Origin of the sequence: Umezawaea sp. Da 62-37 (genome assembly GCF_032460545.1) — a bacterium.
Lineage (GTDB): Bacteria > Actinomycetota > Actinomycetes > Mycobacteriales > Pseudonocardiaceae > Umezawaea.
Genome location: NZ_CP135965.1, coordinates 11,743,058 through 11,760,161 on the forward strand (window position 1 = coordinate 11,743,058; position 17,104 = coordinate 11,760,161).

General features: G+C 70.4%; 18 protein-coding genes. 9 read left to right on the plus strand and 9 right to left on the minus strand.

Annotation, left to right across the window (positions count from 1 at the left end):
- Positions 1-236: 236 nt before the first annotated feature.
- The 5 genes from RM788_RS52585 to RM788_RS52605 form a co-directional block, all read right to left on the minus strand.
- Positions 237-707: a hypothetical protein gene (locus RM788_RS52585; RefSeq protein WP_315929348.1), complete on the minus strand. Its 471-nt coding sequence runs from the start codon at positions 705-707 to the stop codon at positions 237-239.
- The gene (locus RM788_RS52590; protein WP_315929349.1) at positions 704-1,420 is read right to left on the minus strand and encodes a recombinase family protein; all 717 of its coding nucleotides are present in this window, start codon (positions 1,418-1,420) and stop codon (positions 704-706) included. Before RM788_RS52590 ends, RM788_RS52585 begins: the two co-directional genes overlap by 4 nt.
- Entirely contained in the window at positions 1,420-1,941 is a 522-nt protein-coding gene (locus RM788_RS52595; protein ID WP_315929350.1) for a hypothetical protein, read from the minus strand. Before RM788_RS52595 ends, RM788_RS52590 begins: the two co-directional genes overlap by 1 nt.
- Before the next feature lie 146 nt (positions 1,942-2,087).
- Positions 2,088-2,717: a pentapeptide repeat-containing protein gene (locus RM788_RS52600; protein WP_315929351.1), complete on the minus strand. Its 630-nt coding sequence runs from the start codon at positions 2,715-2,717 to the stop codon at positions 2,088-2,090.
- A gap of 463 nt (positions 2,718-3,180) precedes the next feature.
- On the minus strand, positions 3,181-3,606 hold the full coding sequence (locus RM788_RS52605) for a hypothetical protein (RefSeq protein ID WP_315929352.1): 426 nt from the start codon (positions 3,604-3,606) through the stop codon (positions 3,181-3,183).
- 277 nt (positions 3,607-3,883) lie between these two features.
- Here RM788_RS52605 and RM788_RS52610 point away from each other — a divergent pair, with 277 nt between their 5' ends.
- Entirely contained in the window at positions 3,884-4,429 is a 546-nt protein-coding gene (locus tag RM788_RS52610) for a hypothetical protein (RefSeq protein WP_315929353.1), read from the plus strand.
- Positions 4,430-5,474: 1,045 nt separating this feature from the next.
- Here RM788_RS52610 and RM788_RS52615 read toward each other — a convergent pair.
- Positions 5,475-6,842: an NsdA family TPR-like regulatory protein gene (locus RM788_RS52615; RefSeq protein ID WP_315929354.1), complete on the minus strand. Its 1,368-nt coding sequence runs from the start codon at positions 6,840-6,842 to the stop codon at positions 5,475-5,477.
- A gap of 174 nt (positions 6,843-7,016) precedes the next feature.
- On the opposite strand from RM788_RS52615, the gene RM788_RS52620 reads away from it, so the two are divergent.
- Genes RM788_RS52620 through RM788_RS52650 form a run of 7 tightly spaced genes read left to right on the plus strand, consistent with a single transcriptional unit; the run spans position 7,017 to position 13,859 of the window.
- A complete protein-coding gene (locus RM788_RS52620) occupies positions 7,017-7,565 on the plus strand; it encodes a DUF4254 domain-containing protein (protein WP_315929355.1) in 549 nt (182 codons plus the stop codon).
- The gene (locus tag RM788_RS52625; protein WP_315929356.1) at positions 7,562-9,574 is read left to right on the plus strand and encodes a hypothetical protein; all 2,013 of its coding nucleotides are present in this window, start codon (positions 7,562-7,564) and stop codon (positions 9,572-9,574) included. Before RM788_RS52620 ends, RM788_RS52625 begins: the two co-directional genes overlap by 4 nt.
- Positions 9,571-10,140: a phosphoribosyltransferase gene (locus tag RM788_RS52630; protein WP_315929357.1), complete on the plus strand. Its 570-nt coding sequence runs from the start codon at positions 9,571-9,573 to the stop codon at positions 10,138-10,140. Before RM788_RS52625 ends, RM788_RS52630 begins: the two co-directional genes overlap by 4 nt.
- Entirely contained in the window at positions 10,119-11,300 is a 1,182-nt protein-coding gene (locus RM788_RS52635) for a glycosyltransferase family 9 protein (protein WP_315929358.1), read from the plus strand. Before RM788_RS52630 ends, RM788_RS52635 begins: the two co-directional genes overlap by 22 nt.
- A gap of 5 nt (positions 11,301-11,305) precedes the next feature.
- Positions 11,306-12,481, plus strand: a complete 1,176-nt coding sequence (locus RM788_RS52640) for a hypothetical protein (protein WP_315929359.1) — start codon at positions 11,306-11,308, stop codon at positions 12,479-12,481.
- A complete protein-coding gene (locus RM788_RS52645) occupies positions 12,478-13,236 on the plus strand; it encodes an SDR family NAD(P)-dependent oxidoreductase (protein WP_315929360.1) in 759 nt (252 codons plus the stop codon). Before RM788_RS52640 ends, RM788_RS52645 begins: the two co-directional genes overlap by 4 nt.
- Complete coding sequence (locus tag RM788_RS52650) at positions 13,224-13,859, plus strand: histidine phosphatase family protein (RefSeq protein WP_315929361.1); 636 nt, start codon at positions 13,224-13,226, stop codon at positions 13,857-13,859. Before RM788_RS52645 ends, RM788_RS52650 begins: the two co-directional genes overlap by 13 nt.
- Here the strand turns inward: RM788_RS52650 and RM788_RS52655 are convergent.
- Positions 13,856-14,317 (minus strand): NUDIX domain-containing protein, encoded by a 462-nt coding sequence (locus RM788_RS52655; protein ID WP_315934947.1) that lies wholly within the window; start codon positions 14,315-14,317, stop codon positions 13,856-13,858. The genes RM788_RS52650 and RM788_RS52655 overlap by 4 nt on opposite strands.
- A gap of 419 nt (positions 14,318-14,736) precedes the next feature.
- Between RM788_RS52655 and RM788_RS52660 the strand changes: the two genes are divergently transcribed.
- A complete protein-coding gene (locus tag RM788_RS52660; protein ID WP_315929362.1) occupies positions 14,737-14,970 on the plus strand; it encodes a hypothetical protein in 234 nt (77 codons plus the stop codon).
- A 72-nt stretch (positions 14,971-15,042) separates the two neighbouring features.
- Here the strand turns inward: RM788_RS52660 and RM788_RS52665 are convergent, their stop codons facing one another.
- Both RM788_RS52665 and RM788_RS52670 read right to left on the minus strand, forming a co-directional pair.
- Entirely contained in the window at positions 15,043-16,248 is a 1,206-nt protein-coding gene (locus tag RM788_RS52665; protein ID WP_315929363.1) for a hypothetical protein, read from the minus strand.
- Positions 16,245-16,865 carry an RNA polymerase sigma factor gene (locus RM788_RS52670; protein WP_315929364.1) on the minus strand — a complete coding sequence of 207 codons (621 nt, stop codon included), beginning with the start codon at positions 16,863-16,865 and terminating at the stop codon, positions 16,245-16,247. Before RM788_RS52670 ends, RM788_RS52665 begins: the two co-directional genes overlap by 4 nt.
- Between the last annotated feature and the right edge of the window lie 239 nt (positions 16,866-17,104).

Below are 17,104 nucleotides of genomic sequence, written 5' to 3' on the forward strand. Positions count from 1 at the left end.
CTGGCGCGTTTGCGGCAGGCCGGGCCGCAGTAGAGCCGTGGTCGTCCCGTCCGGGCCGGTCGGATGTCGTAGTCGCACCCCGCGGCCGCGCAACGCCGGCGCCGGTCGCCGACGACGGTCGCCGACGACGTCGCGGAGCTGCTCGGCCAAGGCCTCCAAGCGGATCGCCGCGGCGGCCGGATAAGGCAGCGCGGCCGCCGCAGCGACGGCGGCCGCCAACTGGTCGGCCAGGTCGATCAGGAAGCGCGGGGAGGGCAGCAGGCGCTCGGACCGTTCCCTGATGCGGCGGGGGGTGTTCCAGTCCGGGAGCGCTGCGGCCCGGACCCGCTCGGCGAGTACGACCAGGTGCTCCGACAGGGCGTCCAGCTCAGCCGGGGCCAAGGAGTTGATCCGGCCGAGCCGGGCAAGTTCGCGCGCGCGGGGGCGTTGGTCGCGGTGAGGCGGCCATGCTCCAGAGCGTGGGCGGCTTGGTGGGCCAGCGGGTGGAGCTGGCGCAGAAGTTCGGCGACTACCTCGATGTCACGGTCACGGTCGCGGTCGAGCAAGGTCGGGTCGACCACGACCGCGGCGGAGACGATCTCCACGGCCTCGCGGGCGCGGTCGCGCGCCCGGTCCAGCACCGGCTCCCCGCCGGAAATCCTCGACGCCAGCGTGGACAGCCGCTCCACAACGCCCCCGCGTTTCGTGACCTGTTCCGGGACGCTCACCGGTCGACGACCTCGCCATCGACCCGACCGGCGGACAACGCCGCGGCGGTCACCGTGGCGCTCCCCGCGGGCAGGTCGTCCCCCCGCACCTCGGACACGTACTTGTAGATCGTCGCGCGGCTCACCCCGAGCAGGCGGGCGATCGAGGAGACGGTCTCGTCGGGTTGGGCCAGCAGGGCGCGGGCGTGTCGGATCTGCTCCGGGGTCATCGCCGGCGGCCGCCCGAGCCGTACGCCGCGGGCCCGTGCGGCGGCCAGGCCCTCGTGGGTGCCCTGCACGATCAGCTCGCGGATGAACTCCGCGAGCGCGGCGAACACGTGGAAAACCAACCTGCCGCCGGGGGTGGTGGTGTCCAGCGCCTCGTGCAGCGACCGGAACCCGACACCGCGGCGGCGCAGGCCTGCGACCAGGGAGAGCAGATCCTGCAGGTTGCGGCCCAGCCGTGCGAGTTCCAGCACCACGAGGGTGTCGCCGGGCCGCAGGTAGTCCATGCACGCCCGCAGTTCCGGGCGGTCGGCGTCCTTGCCGGACTGCTTCTCCATGAATACCCGCATGCATCGCGCGGCGCGCAGCGCGTCGAGCTGGCGGTCGAGGATCTGCTCGCCGGTGGACACCCGCGCGTAGCCGACGAGATCGCCGCCGCCGATCGCGTCGAGCGGATCACCGTCCAACTCCAAGGGGACCGGCGCGACCTCGCGCGAGGTGCTGGGCATCAGGACCACACCCGACGTACCGGAGGTGGCCCGGCCGGGGCGTCGGGCGCCGCGGCGGGCGGGTGGACGGACACGCCCGCGAGGACCGGCCGGTCCCCCGTCGACAGGCGCGGCTCGATCTGCACCGTGACCCGCCCGGCCGCCAGTTCGGCGACTGGGTCCGGCCGCGCGTCGGGGACCACCGCGCCCACGACGAACACCCGGTCCGGGGCGAAGTAGCCGACCCGGCAAACCGCCGCCACCCCGACGTCGACCAGGCGGTCGCCGGTCCAGTCCCTGATGTCGACGGTGCCCACCCGCAGCATGTGGCCGTCGGCCGTGTGCACCTGGTCGACCGCCCACGTGTCGACCACGCCCGGCTCCAGCAACCGCAGGCCGAGCCGCGGACCGACGGCCACGATCCCGGACACCCGGCCTTCCGCGCTCACCAGCAGCGCCAGCCCCTCGCCCGGTGGAGCGGCGCCGAGGTCGTCGTTGTCGAAGTGGAACCAGTCGCCGGGCGGAAGCCAAGTGTGCGTCATGCCCCAAAGTGTATTAGAAAGGGTGGTTGAAGACTTGTTGAACACACAGACTTTTCAACATCTTTTACAACAGTTTCGCACTCGGCGGACGGGTTTCGGACCCCCTGTTGTGGATCATGTCGAGAAACGATCCTTTTGCAACAAGATCAACGCCACCAAGCGCCCGTGGTGGCCTCGTCGGTCCTCGCGCCGTCGATCATGGTCTCCTCGGTGTGCAGCGAATCGGTGAGGTTTGCGCCACCGAGGTCTGTGTCGGTGAGGAGCGCGCTCCCGAGGTCCGAACCGGCAAAGTCCACGCCGCTGAGGTTTGCGCCGACAAAAAGTGCCCCGATGAGGTCCACTCCGATGAGGCGCGCCTTGGTGAGATCAGCTTGTCGAAAGTTGGCACGGGAGAAGTCCGCCCCGAGGAAGTCCACGTGGCGCAGGCAGGTTTGGGACAAGTCGACAGAATTGACGTCGTAGAAGCCTGGGCGAACCTGCCGGTTGGGGCCGGGGCCGCGGCGGCCGAGCACGGTCAGCGCGGCTTGCACGTCGAATGTCGGCGGCCGGTCCGGACATGCCTCCGGCAGACCGTCGACTTGGGGACGCGGGGCGGCGCTCCGAATGAACGCGGACAGGACCTCAGTGATGGTCGAGTAGTCACGGGGAGAGTCCAGGGACAGGCGTTCGAGTGCGTAGATCCCGCCGAGGCGGGCCTGCAGGTGGTCGGCACCGGCGCGGTCAAGCTGGTCAACCGCCTTGGTGAAGCGGTCGGTGAGCTGGTTCTGCTCGGCCACCGTGTTCTGTGCGCGAGTGGCCTGCAACGACAGGCCGGTGAATACGACACCCCCGACGGCCGCCAGCGCCGCGAGCAGCGAGGCAACTGCCGTCCAGTTCCACGACCGGTGAGTCGGTAATCGACGTCCGCGACTCGTGCCTGACCGAAGGAGGCCGGGAGTGCGGGGAGTCCGGCTGGGCGGGCTTGGGGGAGAAAGTCGGCGAGGGCGTGATGCGCGAGGGGGGTTCATCGTTCAAGGCTGACATTCCCAAGTGGCCGGCGGCGCTGCAGGGAGGGCGGGAGCCTGAGGCTTCCCTGCCCTCCCTGATCACCACGCCGGATTCTCGACTTTTCTCCGGGCTGTCGACCGGACTGCATGCCTTTCTCTTGGCCGAAGCTGGCATGCCGGTATGGGCCGGACGCCTTCCGACTCACTTGCGCCGCGCAGGCCGCCGCCGTCAGGTGAAGCCGCGAGATCTTCTTCAGCCCTGCCGGGCGGCATCGGGCGTCTTCGCCGGTGCCGGGGACAGCACGAGCGCCAGCAGCAATGGGCCGGTACCGGAGACGACGCCGCCGACGATCATGGCGAGCAGGTCGAATCGGCTGATGCGCAACTGCGTGGTGAGCGCGCCCAGCACCATCAGGATGGCGGCGAGCGCGAGGACCCCCTGCCTCATGGCGTTGCTTCGACGGGGGTCGATCGAGCGGACTCCCACCCAGGTCGCGCATAGGGCAGTCAGATGGATGGCCAGCGGCATGGCGAAGGTCAGTATCGCGGGCAGCTCCAGCGCCGCGTATGCGCCGCCGATCCCGACCGTCGCCACCGCCGCCGAGGAGATCTCGGCTATCGCGAGCAGTAAGAGCAGGTACCAGGGGGTGTCGAACGATGATGCGGTCTGTTCACTCATGAGGTCAGAGCGTAAAGGGCTGAACACCCTGGGTCACCGGGGTGTGAGGCGGGGCTTCGATCCAGGCAGGCCAGCCCAGGCGAACGCACCAAATCCCGCGCGGACTACGCGTCGATCTCTGCCACTTCGGCGACCTACTTTGCGGTCCAAGTGGTCAGCGGCGCGGGCGCGGGCGCGCGTGCCCGTCCCCGCCGGCGCCGTGGTGGGTCACAAACGATCGTTTTTGGCCATGCAGCAGGTTCGCCAAACGGCGCTGCTATCCGGTTACCCTCTGTGCGTGAGCCTTGACGATGCCATCCACCGGTCCCGCGCTCAGGCCGACGCCGCGGCCGCCCATCGCCGCCGCGAAGCCGAGCAGAAGCAGCAGGTGTGGGAGCGAGTGCGGGAGCTCTGCTTGCAGGCCGTACCCCATTTGATCAACCTCGGGACCGACACCCACACCAGAGTGGAGCCGGCGAAGTGGTACCAACGGGGTCAGTACCGGGACGCAGCCGGGAAGTCCTACCGCGTCGTGCTGCACCAGCGCTGCTGGATCATCGCGCACACCGCGGGCCTGCGTCACGGCAAGGGCGAGTGGATGGATTCACCGGGGTTGCTGCTGGAGGACGGCTCGATCGGACGGTTCTGGCCCATACCCGCCCTGCGACGCAACGGAGCGAGCCTGCGCGACGGGGAGTTCGTCTCCACGATCGATCTGGACTCCATCGAGGACCAGAACGACTACACCTTCCACGGCGACCTCGTCCAAGCGGTGACCAAGGCCCTCGCCGAGGCTGTCACGCTCTACGAGAGAAGCGGCGGACGGATCCGCGGCCCGTTCTGATCGGCACGGTGCTCGGCCAGCCGTGCCGATCAGGAGGACACCGACGACTCGCCTGGATAGCTACCCGCCGAGACGGTTGCGACACCGGTCCTGATGCTCAACGAGAGAGGCCCCCCGACAGCGTTTCCGCTGCTGGGGGGCCTCTGCGCTGTGCGGCCTGGCCGCGTCGGTGGGAGTGGCACGAACTCCTCCGACATGCCTATACTGGCGGTACCAAGGCAAGTATGACCGCATAGCTAAACGCAGCGGACCTCCAAGGCCAGTCCAGGTTTACGTACCTGGCGAAACGGCCTAGGGGGTCCTTTGCGTCTGCGCACAGAGTAGCACGTGAGTTCGTTCGCGCCACTCCCCATGAATGCACCCCCACCGTGGAGGGTGCATTGTTCCTCTCTAGCAACCCGTCACCGTCGACCCTTGACGAGTGGAAGACGCGCTGAGTCAGCTCTACCGTCGGAGCTCGGCGCAGTGGAACGCAGTCAATCGCAGTGGAACATGGTTGACACTGGTCAACCGGGGTGTCGGGGCGTGTACAACGGTCTGGATTCACTAACCGTTCCGGTAGTGGCTGTTGAATCCACACCTTACTCTCCGGTAATTTTGCCCCTCTTGTCCATGTTTTCGTATGTCTCCTAGCTTTTCGCTTGTAAAACCAACTTTCATAATTGGAATATCGAAACGACTCTCCTTCCGGTCACTCTTCGGTAATACCTTCCGGATTCCGGATCGATGTACAAGCCAACACCTTATCCGTACATGTGATAGGCCTGACCTGGGTGAACGTGCCGAGCAAGCATCCACCCCGTTCACGTCCCAGCCGCTGGCTCGCCCTGCCAACCGTAGGGTTACTCGTCAGTACCACAGGACTGCCCGTTGGTACTACGGGTCACTGCCATCGCCTGAGACTGCGAGCACGCCAGGATTTGGCCTTTTCGATATGACTTTCGTGTCCTGTCGCACCCCTCACGAGCAGGGGATCGATGTAAAAGGTTCAGCAGCGCGCTGGACCGGCAGGCCAGCCTGCTGGGTTCCGACGGTGGAACAAGGTTCAGGCAGCGCGGGCGTGGTGGAGGAAGTCGGCGACCGCAGGTTCGGTCGCCCATGGCGTGAACCGGTCGGCCAGGTCCCGGAAGTAGCCGTCCGCGCGGGCCGAGGCGATCCCGGCCAGGCCGCGTAGCGCGCTGTGGCCGTGGGCCAGCGCGGCGTCCAGGTCGGCCTCGCCTTGCAGGTAGGTGCTGGCCAGCACCACCTGGCGCAGGCTGTGGGAGCGGGTGAACGCGGCGTTGGTCCCGGCGTGGGCGTTCCATGTGCGGGCGCGGGAGGGGAGTTCGAGGTCGCGGTGGATTTCCACCGCGTCGGCCGCGAGCCGGGTGCGGCCGAAGAACCCGATCCACCGCGGGTCGTCGCCAGTGTCGGTGGACTCGGCGCGGTCGAGCAGGGTCTCGGCGGCACTTAGTGCGCGTAGCGCCCGCGGCGCGTCGCCGGATCTGGCGAACACCCTGGCCGCGACGAGCTGGCAGAAGCCGAGCACGCGTGGGGTGGCGCGGCCTCGGCCGCGTTCGGTGGCCGCGTCGAGCATGTCGATGGCGATGTCGTGGTGGTCGCACAGCGTGGCCTGCAACGCCATGCACGCCAGCAGGTAGCAGCCGAGCGGGACGTCGCCCGCGGCGCGGGCCAGGCGCAGGCCCTGGATGAAGTGGCGCTGCGCCAGGCCGTGCGCGCCGCGGTCGACCGCGCTCCACCCGGCCACCTGCGACAGTTCGGCGACGGCGGCGAACAACGTGCGGCCGGTGGTGTCGGTGTAGGTGCCGTGCAGCAGCGGGGTCGCGCGGTCGGTCAGGCAGGTGTCGACCATCCGCACACGCCAGTTCCCGCCGCCGAAGCGGGAGTCGGCGCGGCGCGCGTCCTGGGCGGTGGCAATGAGGTCCTCGACATCGTGGCGGCCCACCCGCCGCCCCGGCGTGACCGGGCCGGGCAGGGCGGTGTCGGTGTCGGTGGTCAGCCACCGGCACAACGGGGTCGTGAACGCGGTGGCGGCCACGCCGGCGGTGAGCAGTGCTCGGCGGTCCATGACGCTCCAGAAGTCGGTGGCCACGGCGATGGCCTTGGCCGGGTCTCGCGGGAAGTGCAGGCCCGCCTGGTCGTCGTCGTCCTCGGCGTGGAAGCCGATCTCCGAGAGCGGGACGAACCGGCCCAGCGCGTCGCCGAGCACCTCGGCGATCACCCGGCGGATCGGCGGTTGCGGGGTGATGCCCGCGCGCCAGTTCGCGATGGAGCGGTGGGTGTAGGAGACGCTGATCCCGCCGCGGCGGGCGCGGTGGTTGACGCGCGCGGCCAGCGAACTGCTCGACATGCCGGTGTGGTCGAGCAGCGCGGCGAGCCGGGTGTTGGGTTGGCGCAGACCGGCTGAGGGCACCGTCGCCACCTCCTCGTCCAGGTCAACGCAGCGTACTGGTCCGGGTGCTGTGTGTGTGCGGTTCGCGTGCCACCGTGACCCCCCTCGTGCACCTGCCGACCCTGGCCGGAACCGGGTTTGCTCGGTGTCCCTCCGCGTCCATCGACCGCGGGAGCCGTCCACCAGGGAGCCGCCATGCCGGTCACCACAACCACCGAAACCCCACGCTCGGCCGCCGCGCAGCATCCCGGTGTGCTCGCCCCGTCGTCGGCGGACCTGCTGGCGTGGTGCGACACCGCGGCCACCACGCCGGTCATGCCCGCGTCGGCGTTCCTGCGGTGCCTGGTGGGCGAGTTGGCCGCGGGGCACCGGGAGCAGTGGTCGGCCGAGGACCGCAGCCGCTGCGGCGGGCCTGTCGAGGTGGCCGTGGCCAAGCGGCGCATCGACGAGCTCAACGCCCGCCGCGTGGCTTTGGTCGACCGGCTCAACGAGCACGTCGCCGCCTACGCGCCCGCCTGCCGGGCGGGTGCGGCGCTGCACACCGAGACGGTCGGGTCGGTGATCGACCGCCTGGTGATCGCGGTGGTCCGGGCCCAGCGGGTCGACCGCGCCCGCGCCGAGATCGCCGCGACCCAGCTGCGCGAGCTGGCGGCGGCCTACGACGGGTTGCTGGCCGAGGTCGCGGCCGGGCAGCGACGGCTTCCCGGCTGGACGGCGCTCAAGACCTACGGAGCCCGACCGTGACCACGTCCGCCGCCACGTCCGCCGCCACGTCCGCCGCCGGGACCGCAGCTGGACCCGAGCGGGGGAGTGGGATCGCGGTGGTGTCGTTCAACGGCGCGGACAACGCGGGCAAGACCACCCAGCTGCGGTGGCTGGCCGCGGCGATGCCCGGCGCGGACCCGGCGGGCGGCATCGACGGCCACGACCCGCAGTGGACGAAGGTCTCCGGGCCGGGGTTCGCCCGCTGGTGGTTCGCCGAGTGCCCCACCGACGAACACGTGGCGCTGGTGATGCGCAGCCACACCGCCCGCGGCCTGGCCCACTGCGGCGGGTTGCGGCTGGAGGACCGCGGGTTGCCGATGCTGCTGGCGGTGTGCGCGGCGACCTGCGTGGTCAAGGACGGCCTGGCCCCGGACGACGCGCTGCGCGTGGTCACCGATCTGGCCGCAGCCGTCGACCCGCCGCCGGTGACCGGCGGCCAGGTGCACCTGCTGCTGCGGCACGCAGACGGTGCCCCGGGGCGGGAAGCCGCGCTGGCCGTCGCCAGGGACCCGGCCCCGCCCGGCCCCTGGTATGTGGCCTACCAGCAGGCGCTGGCGCGGATCCTGGCCGAGCAGACCGACCGCGGCGTCTACGACGCAGTGCTGGTGCGCGGGCAGGAGTCTGTGCTCGGTGTGCAGCGGCGCGTCCGCGAAGTCCTTGCGCTGCACGGGGTCGCGGTCTCGCGGCTGCCCGCGGCGACTCCGGATCGGGTGTGGGTGGTGGGCGGGATGTCGGAGGCGGGCAAGTCCGTGCTCGGCTCCCTGCTGGTCGCCGAGCACGGCGCGACCCGGCTCAAGATCGGCTACCTGCTGGAACTCGCGGCGCTGCGCGCGGCCGTGACCGACCCCTACACCGTGTGGGACGAGCGGGAGCAGGCCCGGCGCCTGGCCGAGGAACTGCTGCGGTTCACCGCGGCGAACAAGACCGGGCCGGTGGTGCTGGAGTCCGCGCACCGGCTGGAGGCCACCGCGCACCTGCGCGACTGCCTCGGCCCGCTGTGCCGGGTGGTGTTCGTGCGCACCGACCCCGCCACCCGCGCGGCGCGCGCGGTGGAGAGCGTGGTCAGCCTGACCGGGCGCGACGCGGTGAAGGCCAGCCGCGGCGCGGAGCGCATCGAGGCCATCGCCGACGTCGTGGTCGACAACTCCGGCCCGTTGGCCGCGCTGAAGCTTGCCCTGCCCGCGCTGGCCACCGTTCCCGCGCCCGCCGTGCCCGGCCACCCGCCGAACTCGGTGGCGGCGGTGGCGGCGCGGGGCCGGTGGGTGGCCGCGACGAACGCGGACTGGCTGGAGCGGGTGATCGAGCACCTGGTCGACGGCGACACCGCCCTGCTGCTGGCCACCGGCAGCACCGGCCGCGCCGACTGGACGCGCGACTGGTCGGACGCGGACCTGCTGCTGGTGCGCGACACCTACCCGGCCGCGTGGTTGCGGGCCGTGCCCGCGACGTTGCCGCCCCTGTCGGGGGTGAAGTCCGGGTTGACGATGCTCACCACCACGGAGGTGGCCGTCGGGCGGGTTCCGCCGCGGGTCGTGCACGCCCTGCGGCTGCTGGCCGCCACCGGCGATGGCGTCCTGCACCACCGCGACGGCTACCGGCCGCCGGACCCGGCCGCCGAGGTCGACGACCGGGCCGGACGCGGCGAACTCGGGTTAGTGCTGATGACCTGCCGCCGGCTGCTGGCCGACCCGGTCCCCGACGTCCGTGCGGTGCACAAGCACCTCGTGCTGGTGGCGAAGGTCCTGCTGCGCGCCGGGCACGAGCCGCAGCTGCGCGACGAGGACGGCGACCTGGTGCTCGCGGACCTGGCCCGCGCCCACCCCGACCTGCCGCCGCTGCCCACCCTGGCCGCCGTCGCCGCCCTGCACCGGACTGCGGCCGACCGGCGCGATCCCGACGCCGTGGCCGCGCTGCTGACCGCGCTCGCGGCCGCCCTCACCCTGACCGACCGGTCGCACACCATCACCACCTGGAGGACCACCTCGTGAGCACCACCGGCGTACCCATCGCCGCACTGTCCCCGTACCGCGCCGAGCACGTGCGCCGCCATGGCGTGGCCGGGGAAGCACGGGACGTCCGCGTCGTGCACGAACTCGACGGCATCACCGCCCCGGTGACCGCCGACCGGCTCGCGCAGGTCGGCGCCGCGCTGTGGCAGGCCCACCGCGACCTGCCCGACCACACCCCGCCGGATCTGCTGTTCGGGTTGGACGCCGGGGGCATCCCGCCGACCCTCGCGGTGGCGGCGGCCAGCGGGCTGCCCTACCAACTCGCGTGGAAACTCGACCTCGAGTTACCGAACAAGGCGGTGTTCCACGAACCGCACGCGCGCCGCGTCGAGGTTTTCAGCTACGCCGCAGTGGCAGGGCTGCGGGTGGTGCCGGTCGACGACGAGGTCACCACCGGCAGCACGCTGGCCAACCTGACCGCAGTGCTGCGGGCCGCGGGCGCCGTGGTCACCGACGCGCTGTGCCTGGTGGAAGACCGCACGGCCGCGGGCCGCGCGGTCCTGGCCGGGATCGGGGTGCGGCTGTGCGCGCTGACCACCCTGTGACCACCGCACCCGGCGCCCCCGCGGCCCTGGCCGCCACCGGGATCGCGCCACGGCCGTCACCTCGGCCGTCGCCGTGGGACTTCGCCACCGTCAACGTCCACCGCGGCGGGCCCGTGCTGGTGCGCCACCCGCACGCTCCGCTGGGCCGGAGCCTGCCCTACCGCCGCCACGCCGGTGACCACCCGCCCTCCGATGACCACACCGAACAGCGGCTCGCGCGGATCCGCGCGCACGGCTGGACGGTGCACCTGCCCGCCGGCAGCCTCGGCGACACCCTGCTCGGCTTGGCCACCGCCGCCGGACTCGCCGCCGCGGCACCCGAGCAGCCCCTCCACTACTCCGGGCCCCGCCCCGACCTCATGCTCCGCAGCACCCTGCCCCTGACCTCGGCCACCGCCACCACCGCCGACGGGCCCCACGTGCTCAGCACCGCCCGCGCCCGCGACGCCACTGGGTCGCGGTTCACGGTCACCCCGGAGCTGCCGCCGACCTGGCTGGAGCCCATCGACGAGCACCTCGTCCGCGTCCACGCCGACCTGCCGATGCGCTACTACCTGGCCCTAGAGCAGGAACTCGGGGTTCGGCTGCCCGCCGAGCACGCACCCGCCCCCACCTACCGCTCCGACACCGTCGCGGCGACCGTAGGGCGGGTGGTGTTCGTCGGCGCGACCAGCCGCCCCGACCGCAAGGACGTCGGCACCGACGGCTTCGCCGCCCTGGCCCGCCGACTGGCCGCCCGCCGCGACGGCCTGTCGTTCCGGATGCTCGACGCACCCGACACCGGCACCCGCGAGCACGAGCTGTGGAGGAACCTCGGCGCCCCGGCGGCGGCGGACTGCGTGGACGTGTTCGCCGACGCCGAGCTGGTGATCGGCAACGACACCGGCCTGACGCACTTGGCCGCGCTCACCCGCCGCGGCGACGGCACCGGCCCGACCGTGCTCGGGCTGGCATCCCGCCACGCCCACACCAAATGGACCACCGGCAACCCCCACCACACCACCGTGGGAACCCGGTTCTCCGCGATGCTCTCGGCCGCCGACCGCTGCCCGGTGCGCGACGACCTCGACGACACCCTGTGGGGGAGTGCGTCGGCGATCACCGGCCTGCCCACCGACCAGGTGGCCGCGGTCGCCGGCCACGCCGCCGGCTGGTGGTGAACGGCGTGGCCGCCCTGCTGTGGATCGGGCACCACCGCCGTGCCACCGCCAACCACACCTGGCACCTCGACCTCGGCCACCGTGCCCTGTTCGTCAAGGCCAACCCCCACCACGACGAAGCCGCCGCCGAGATCACCGGCCACCGGGCGCTGGCCGGGCACTACCCGGTACCGCGGCTGCACCACGCGCGGCGGCTACCCGGCGCGACCGTGCTGCTCTACGACCGGGTCCCGCACCTGCGCCCCGACCACGGGCTGCTGCTCGACGTCCTCGGTCACGCCGACGCCACCGGCGACCACACGCACCTAGCTGCGGCCTCCGCCGCGTTCACCGGCCACTACCGGCGGGTGTTCACCGAGACCGCGGAACTCCGGTGCGGGTGCGAGGTCGTCGGCAAGCTCTACCGCGACCGCGCCGCCCCCGGCGGCCGACTCGACACCCACCATCACACCGACCCGTGGCTGGTGTTCCCCGATGGGCGCTCGCTGCACGCCCGCGACCTGGCCACCACCCCGCTCGTGGTCAACGGCCGCCCCACCCGCATCGACTTCGCCGTGCTCGTGGAGCAGTTGCGCGACGACCTCGGCCCGCACCGATCCGTGCTCGCCGGGATCGGGCAGGGCGACCCGACCCCGTTCAACCTGGCCTGGCACCCGCAGCACGGCCCGACCTGGCTGGACTACGACACCGCCGGACGCACCGCGATCCCCGGCGAACTCGCGGTGATGCTGGCCGACCTGTGGATCCACGGCCCCTGGCTCACCCCCGTGCGCGACCTTGCCGCCTACCGCGACCACCCCACCGCCCTCGCCGCCACCGCCCACGAACCGGACGTCGCGGTCCACCAGCACGACGACACGGTGGAACTCCACGTCGAGCACCGGCCCTGGGGCGCCCGCGCGGCCTTCGCCCGCGCCTGGCTCGAGGACCTCATCCTGCCGCTGGCCGCAGACCTCGGCGTCCCCGACGTCGCCGGGTGGCTGCGCCCCTACCTGCTGATGCGGCTGCTCACCGTGCACCGCCCGGCCGACCTCCCGCTCCCGCGGGCCGCGCTGCTGCTGGCCGCGCTCGCCGACCTGCTTGACCACGACACCGACCTGCACCACCTACTCGGCCTCACCACCACCGGCCCGACGGCCGAGACCGGGCAGGCCACCACCAGCACGAGGAACCCGACGTGAACCACCAGCCCACCGCGCGGGCGCGGGCGGCGATCACCGGTGCGGGCAGCGGCATCGGCGCTGCCATCGCCGAGCACCTGGCCGCCAACCACGACCTGCTGCTCACCCACCTGCGCCTCGGCCCCGACCTGGACGCCGTCACCGCCGCGTGCGCGCGGCGAGGCGCGGCCGTCGACGTCGTCACCGGCGACCTCACCACTCCCGGCGGCCTGACCGCGGCCAGCACCGCCCTGCTCGACCACCGTCCGGCGGTGCTGGTGTGCGCGGCGGGCGCTTATCCACGCATCCCGTGGCAGGCCAGCACCCCCTCGGTGTTCGCCGAGCAGGTCACCCTCAACCTCACCGTCCACGCCGCCCTCGCCCACGCCGCCACCCCCGCACTGATCGCCGCAGGGGACCGCGGACGGCTGATCACGATCTCGTCGGTGCTGGCCGGGGTCGGCCGGGTCGAGTTGGCCGGGTACATCGCGGCCAAGGCCGGACTCGAAGGCCTGACCCGCGCGCTGGCCCGCGAGCTCGGTCCGCACGGCGTCACCGCCAACACGGTGCGCGCCGGATCGATCGTCGTGGATGCCGAACAGGCCGTGGTCGAGGACTACGCGGCGATGCAGATCCGCCAACTCGGCCGCCAAGCCCTCCAGCGCCGCGGCCACCCGGACGACGTGGCCGCGCTGGTGGCGTTCCTGGCCAGCAGGGGAGCGGGGTTCATCACCGGCCAGACGCTGACCGTGGACGGCGGCTGGTGCCTGACCTGACCCCGCCCACCGCGGCAAACCGGTATGCGCCGGTGCTGTGGATGCGGCACGGCACCAGCATCGACGGCGAACAACGCCCCCACGCCCACGCCCGACCCGACACCCCGCTCTCCGACCACGGACGCGACGAAGCCCTCGCGGCGGCCGACCGGCTGCGGATGGTGAACCCGGTGCTGATCGTGTCCAGCCCGCTGCCCCGCGCCCGCACGACCGCCGAGCTGCTCGCCCATGCCTTGGCCGTCCCGCTGCTTCCGGCGCTGGAGGTGCTGCGGGAGTGGCAGGCGCCGGACTGCGTGCTCGGCTTGGGCCCGGAGCAGTACCCGCCGCGGTACACGGCGTGGAAAACGAATCGGCACCGGCGCATCGGCACCGCGCTGCCCGGCGGGGAAAGCCTCGAGGACCTCCACACGCGGGCCCGAGCCGCACGCGACACCGCAGACCTGCTCGCCGACGGCGTCACCGGCCTGGGCGGGCCGGTGGTGATCGTGTCCCACCAGCTCCTGATCGGCGCCGTCGCCGCGCTCACCACCTGTGCCCCGGCCGGAGAGCCGACCGTGGCCGCGGTGTTCGCCGCCGCCACGCGGTTCCGGCTCGACCCGGCGTCCTGGTGGGTGCCCGGCTAGGCCAGGTCGGTGGCTTCGGCGACCAGCGCGTCGACGTTGTCCAGCACGAAGCCCCGCAGCACGGCGGGCTTCAGGTCGATCGTGTCGACCTGGTGGATCGGGACGTGCACGACCTCGTAGCCGCCGCGGCGGCCGTCGGTCCACTCCTCACCTGTGCGCGCGGCCTCGTCCAGCGTGCGCAGCCGCGCGATGAAGACCTCCTGCACCGACACCCCGCCACTAGTGGGGGAGGAGATCAGCAGGACCCGGCCGCCGACCGCGGCCGTCGCACCGAGTTCCTCGGCCAACTCCCGCTCCAGCGCTGCCTCTGCCGTGGCGTCGGCGTCGTCGATCCCGCCGCCGGGGCTGGTCCAGTACGGGGACTGCCCCTGTTTGGTGCGTTTGATCAGCACCAACCGCTGCTGGTCGTCCAGCAGTAACGCGCGCGCCGAGCGGCGCACGATCGGGGACGTCGACATGGTCACGCGAAGGCTCTTTTCGGCCGGGAACGAGGTGGTGGACCAGTGTCCCGCCCAGCGCCCAGTCCGTACCAATCGCTGGTCCGGAGCAGGACGTTCGGACGTCGGTGTGGTCTGGGAGTTGGGTTGGCAGGGCGACGCGGACACGACTCCCGCGCTGCCGACGAAGGAGACGCGACCGCCGCCCGGTGCGGTGCGAGCCTGGCGCTGGGCTTCCGGTCCCCGGCTCGCGGCGCCTGGGGTAGCGGCTCCCCGGAAAAGATCCGGACGGATAGGGGGTGTTTCCCGGTCGGACCGCGACTAGTGGGTTAACGGCGCATCAACGCGGCGAGGGACCCTCCGGGCCTGGAGGGTCCCTCTATTCGCAGCGCTAACCCAGGTAGCCGTTAGGAACCGAGGAGCACCGCACCATGAGCCTAATGCCGTCGAACGGTAACGCGCCGGACGGCCGTCACGACGAGAACGACCCCGAAACATGGAGCGCGATGGTCCACCAGCTGCTCGGCGATCCTCGCCGAATCCGAAGCCTGTGCCTGCTCACCCTGTTCTTCGTGGGGATCATCGTGATCGCCGTCGCCGCGCTGGCGTTCCTCTCACCGGACGCCCTGAGGATCATCCTGGTCGTTCTGCTCGAGAAGCTGAGCATCGGCTAGGAAATGCGCACCCTGTGAGGGGCCCCGGCTGAGCCGGGGCCCTCACTCGTGCACGTCCGATGCGTACGGCTTCTACTTCTTGCAGTCGTCCCTCGCGTCATCGACCACCCAGGCCGACTTGCGCTTGCCGATCTGGGTGCCGAACTTGAGCTCGCCGATCAGTTTGGGCTCGCCGACCTGGGTGTCGAAGTTGTCATCGACTCCACCCGGCCGATCTTCCACCGATTCCGGGATCGGATCGGACTCCCTGCGCCTGATGTGAAGCATGGGGATTTCGCGGGATAGTGCGAGTCTTCTTGGTGATGTGACAATGAAGGCGTCCAGTGCTGCCTTCGGGATCAATATTGGCAAGACCCGTTCCCTGGCATGCCATAGTCCGTTGGAGAAATCCAGAAGGCTTGTTTTAGTCACGGGCGCATCCGGGAGAACCTTGTTTTCGTTCAAGTCTTCATCAGATTCCTTCCCTGCAAGGATTTCGGCGGCCGCAAGAGCTTGCCATGAGAACAACCAAGAGTCCAAGGCGAAGTCGCTACTTTTGAACGCTACCCATATCTTCCTACCATGCTGATCGGTTTTCGAAACCATGTCCGCGTGCTCATCCGCATGCTTCGCGCCGCTCACGAGCAAAAAGTTTGCCACAGCTGTAGCCAAAGCTGTACGACTGACGACATGCTCCGACTTGACAGGCGAAGAGAACCCGGTGACATCACGGACAAGCCCGCCCCGAGTGTCAAGCAGGTTTTCGGCAGCGGCTTCAGCCCTGGCCGCCGCCACAATTTCGCTGGCGCGCTCTTGGGCTTGACTGATCACTCGCTTCATGGTGGACAACGCGTCATCCACGATCTGGGCCGCCTCGGTCTTGGCGTCGTCGACGATGTTGCGCGCCCACTGGAAGCTGGAAGAGTAAAGGTCAGTGTTCGTGCTTCCGTCGTCGTTCCTCTCGTATGACGGAAGCTCGGCCCGGAGTTCGTCGATCTGACCGAGGAGGCTGTTCACGCCCGACACGCCGTAATTCGTGGCCATCGTCAGGTAGTACTCGGCGGTGCTCAGATCACCCATCGCGATGTAGCCGCGAGCCAGTTCCAGCGCGCCGTGACCGAGTTCGATGCGCCGCATGTCGTCGTCCACCGTCGCCTGCTCGTCGGCCGTGAGCGACTCGGCGCGCGCCTGCACGTCCTCGAAGGTCAGGGGCGGCACGTCCGCGACCCAGGAGATGTCAGGCGCCTGACGCGAGAGCAGGTCTTCGATGTCGTCGCGACCGTCGCCATCAGCGTTCACTTGTCCTCCTTCAAGGTCGTAGGAGATGCCGCGGGAGTAGTGAGTCCTACCTCTGACATATGTTTCCGAAGTTTGACGAGCGCCCGATCGACATGACCTTGTACGCTTTTTACCCTGATCCCCATGTGGTTCGCGACATCCTTCCATGTCAAGCCTTTGACGAACCGAAGGTCAATTGCGGTCCGCTGGGGTTCGGTGAGCTTCGACAACCCTTCGGGTAATGCTCTGTGTCTGCGAATATATTCGTCCTGGTCGCAGATGTCAGGCTGCTCGGCGAACTCTTCTACTGTTTTTAGCTTGATCGCTTCTAGTAGCTTCCGAGAACTGTCCCGCGCACGAAGCCAATCTACAATCTTATTGTCGACAATGCCCCAGATGTAGTTGTTCCAGTTTTTATGGACAGTTTGATCGTAGGACCGGTGGACGCCCAGCCAGATATTCGACTCGATGTCCGTCAATGCTTCGCGGGGTGCCTTCTTGGCTATGTAGTTCCGGATCTTGGGTTGGTACAGCTCGAAGAACTCCTTGAGGGGGAGCCGTTCGCCGCCGCTGGTGGCGGGGGGACCGTCGGCGTCCTCGTCCTCGTCGTCGGGGTTGGTCACGGATGACTCGATCACGACTGGTGGGCCTCCACAGCACGCCCAGCAGGTTCTCGATCACGTTGAGGGCGACTGGTTCGTCGTCCGCCGTTCGTCGTCATGAGGGTCTCCTCGCCGGAGGCGGATGCCGGTTGGTTCCCGCGCTTACCCTGCTAGTCGGGTCTCGACTCGGGAACACCCCCCATCCTGGGCAAAGAATCTTGAAAAACTTCAGGGGCAGCGGCTGAGCTGCCCGGATCGCTGCTCGAGGCCGTTCA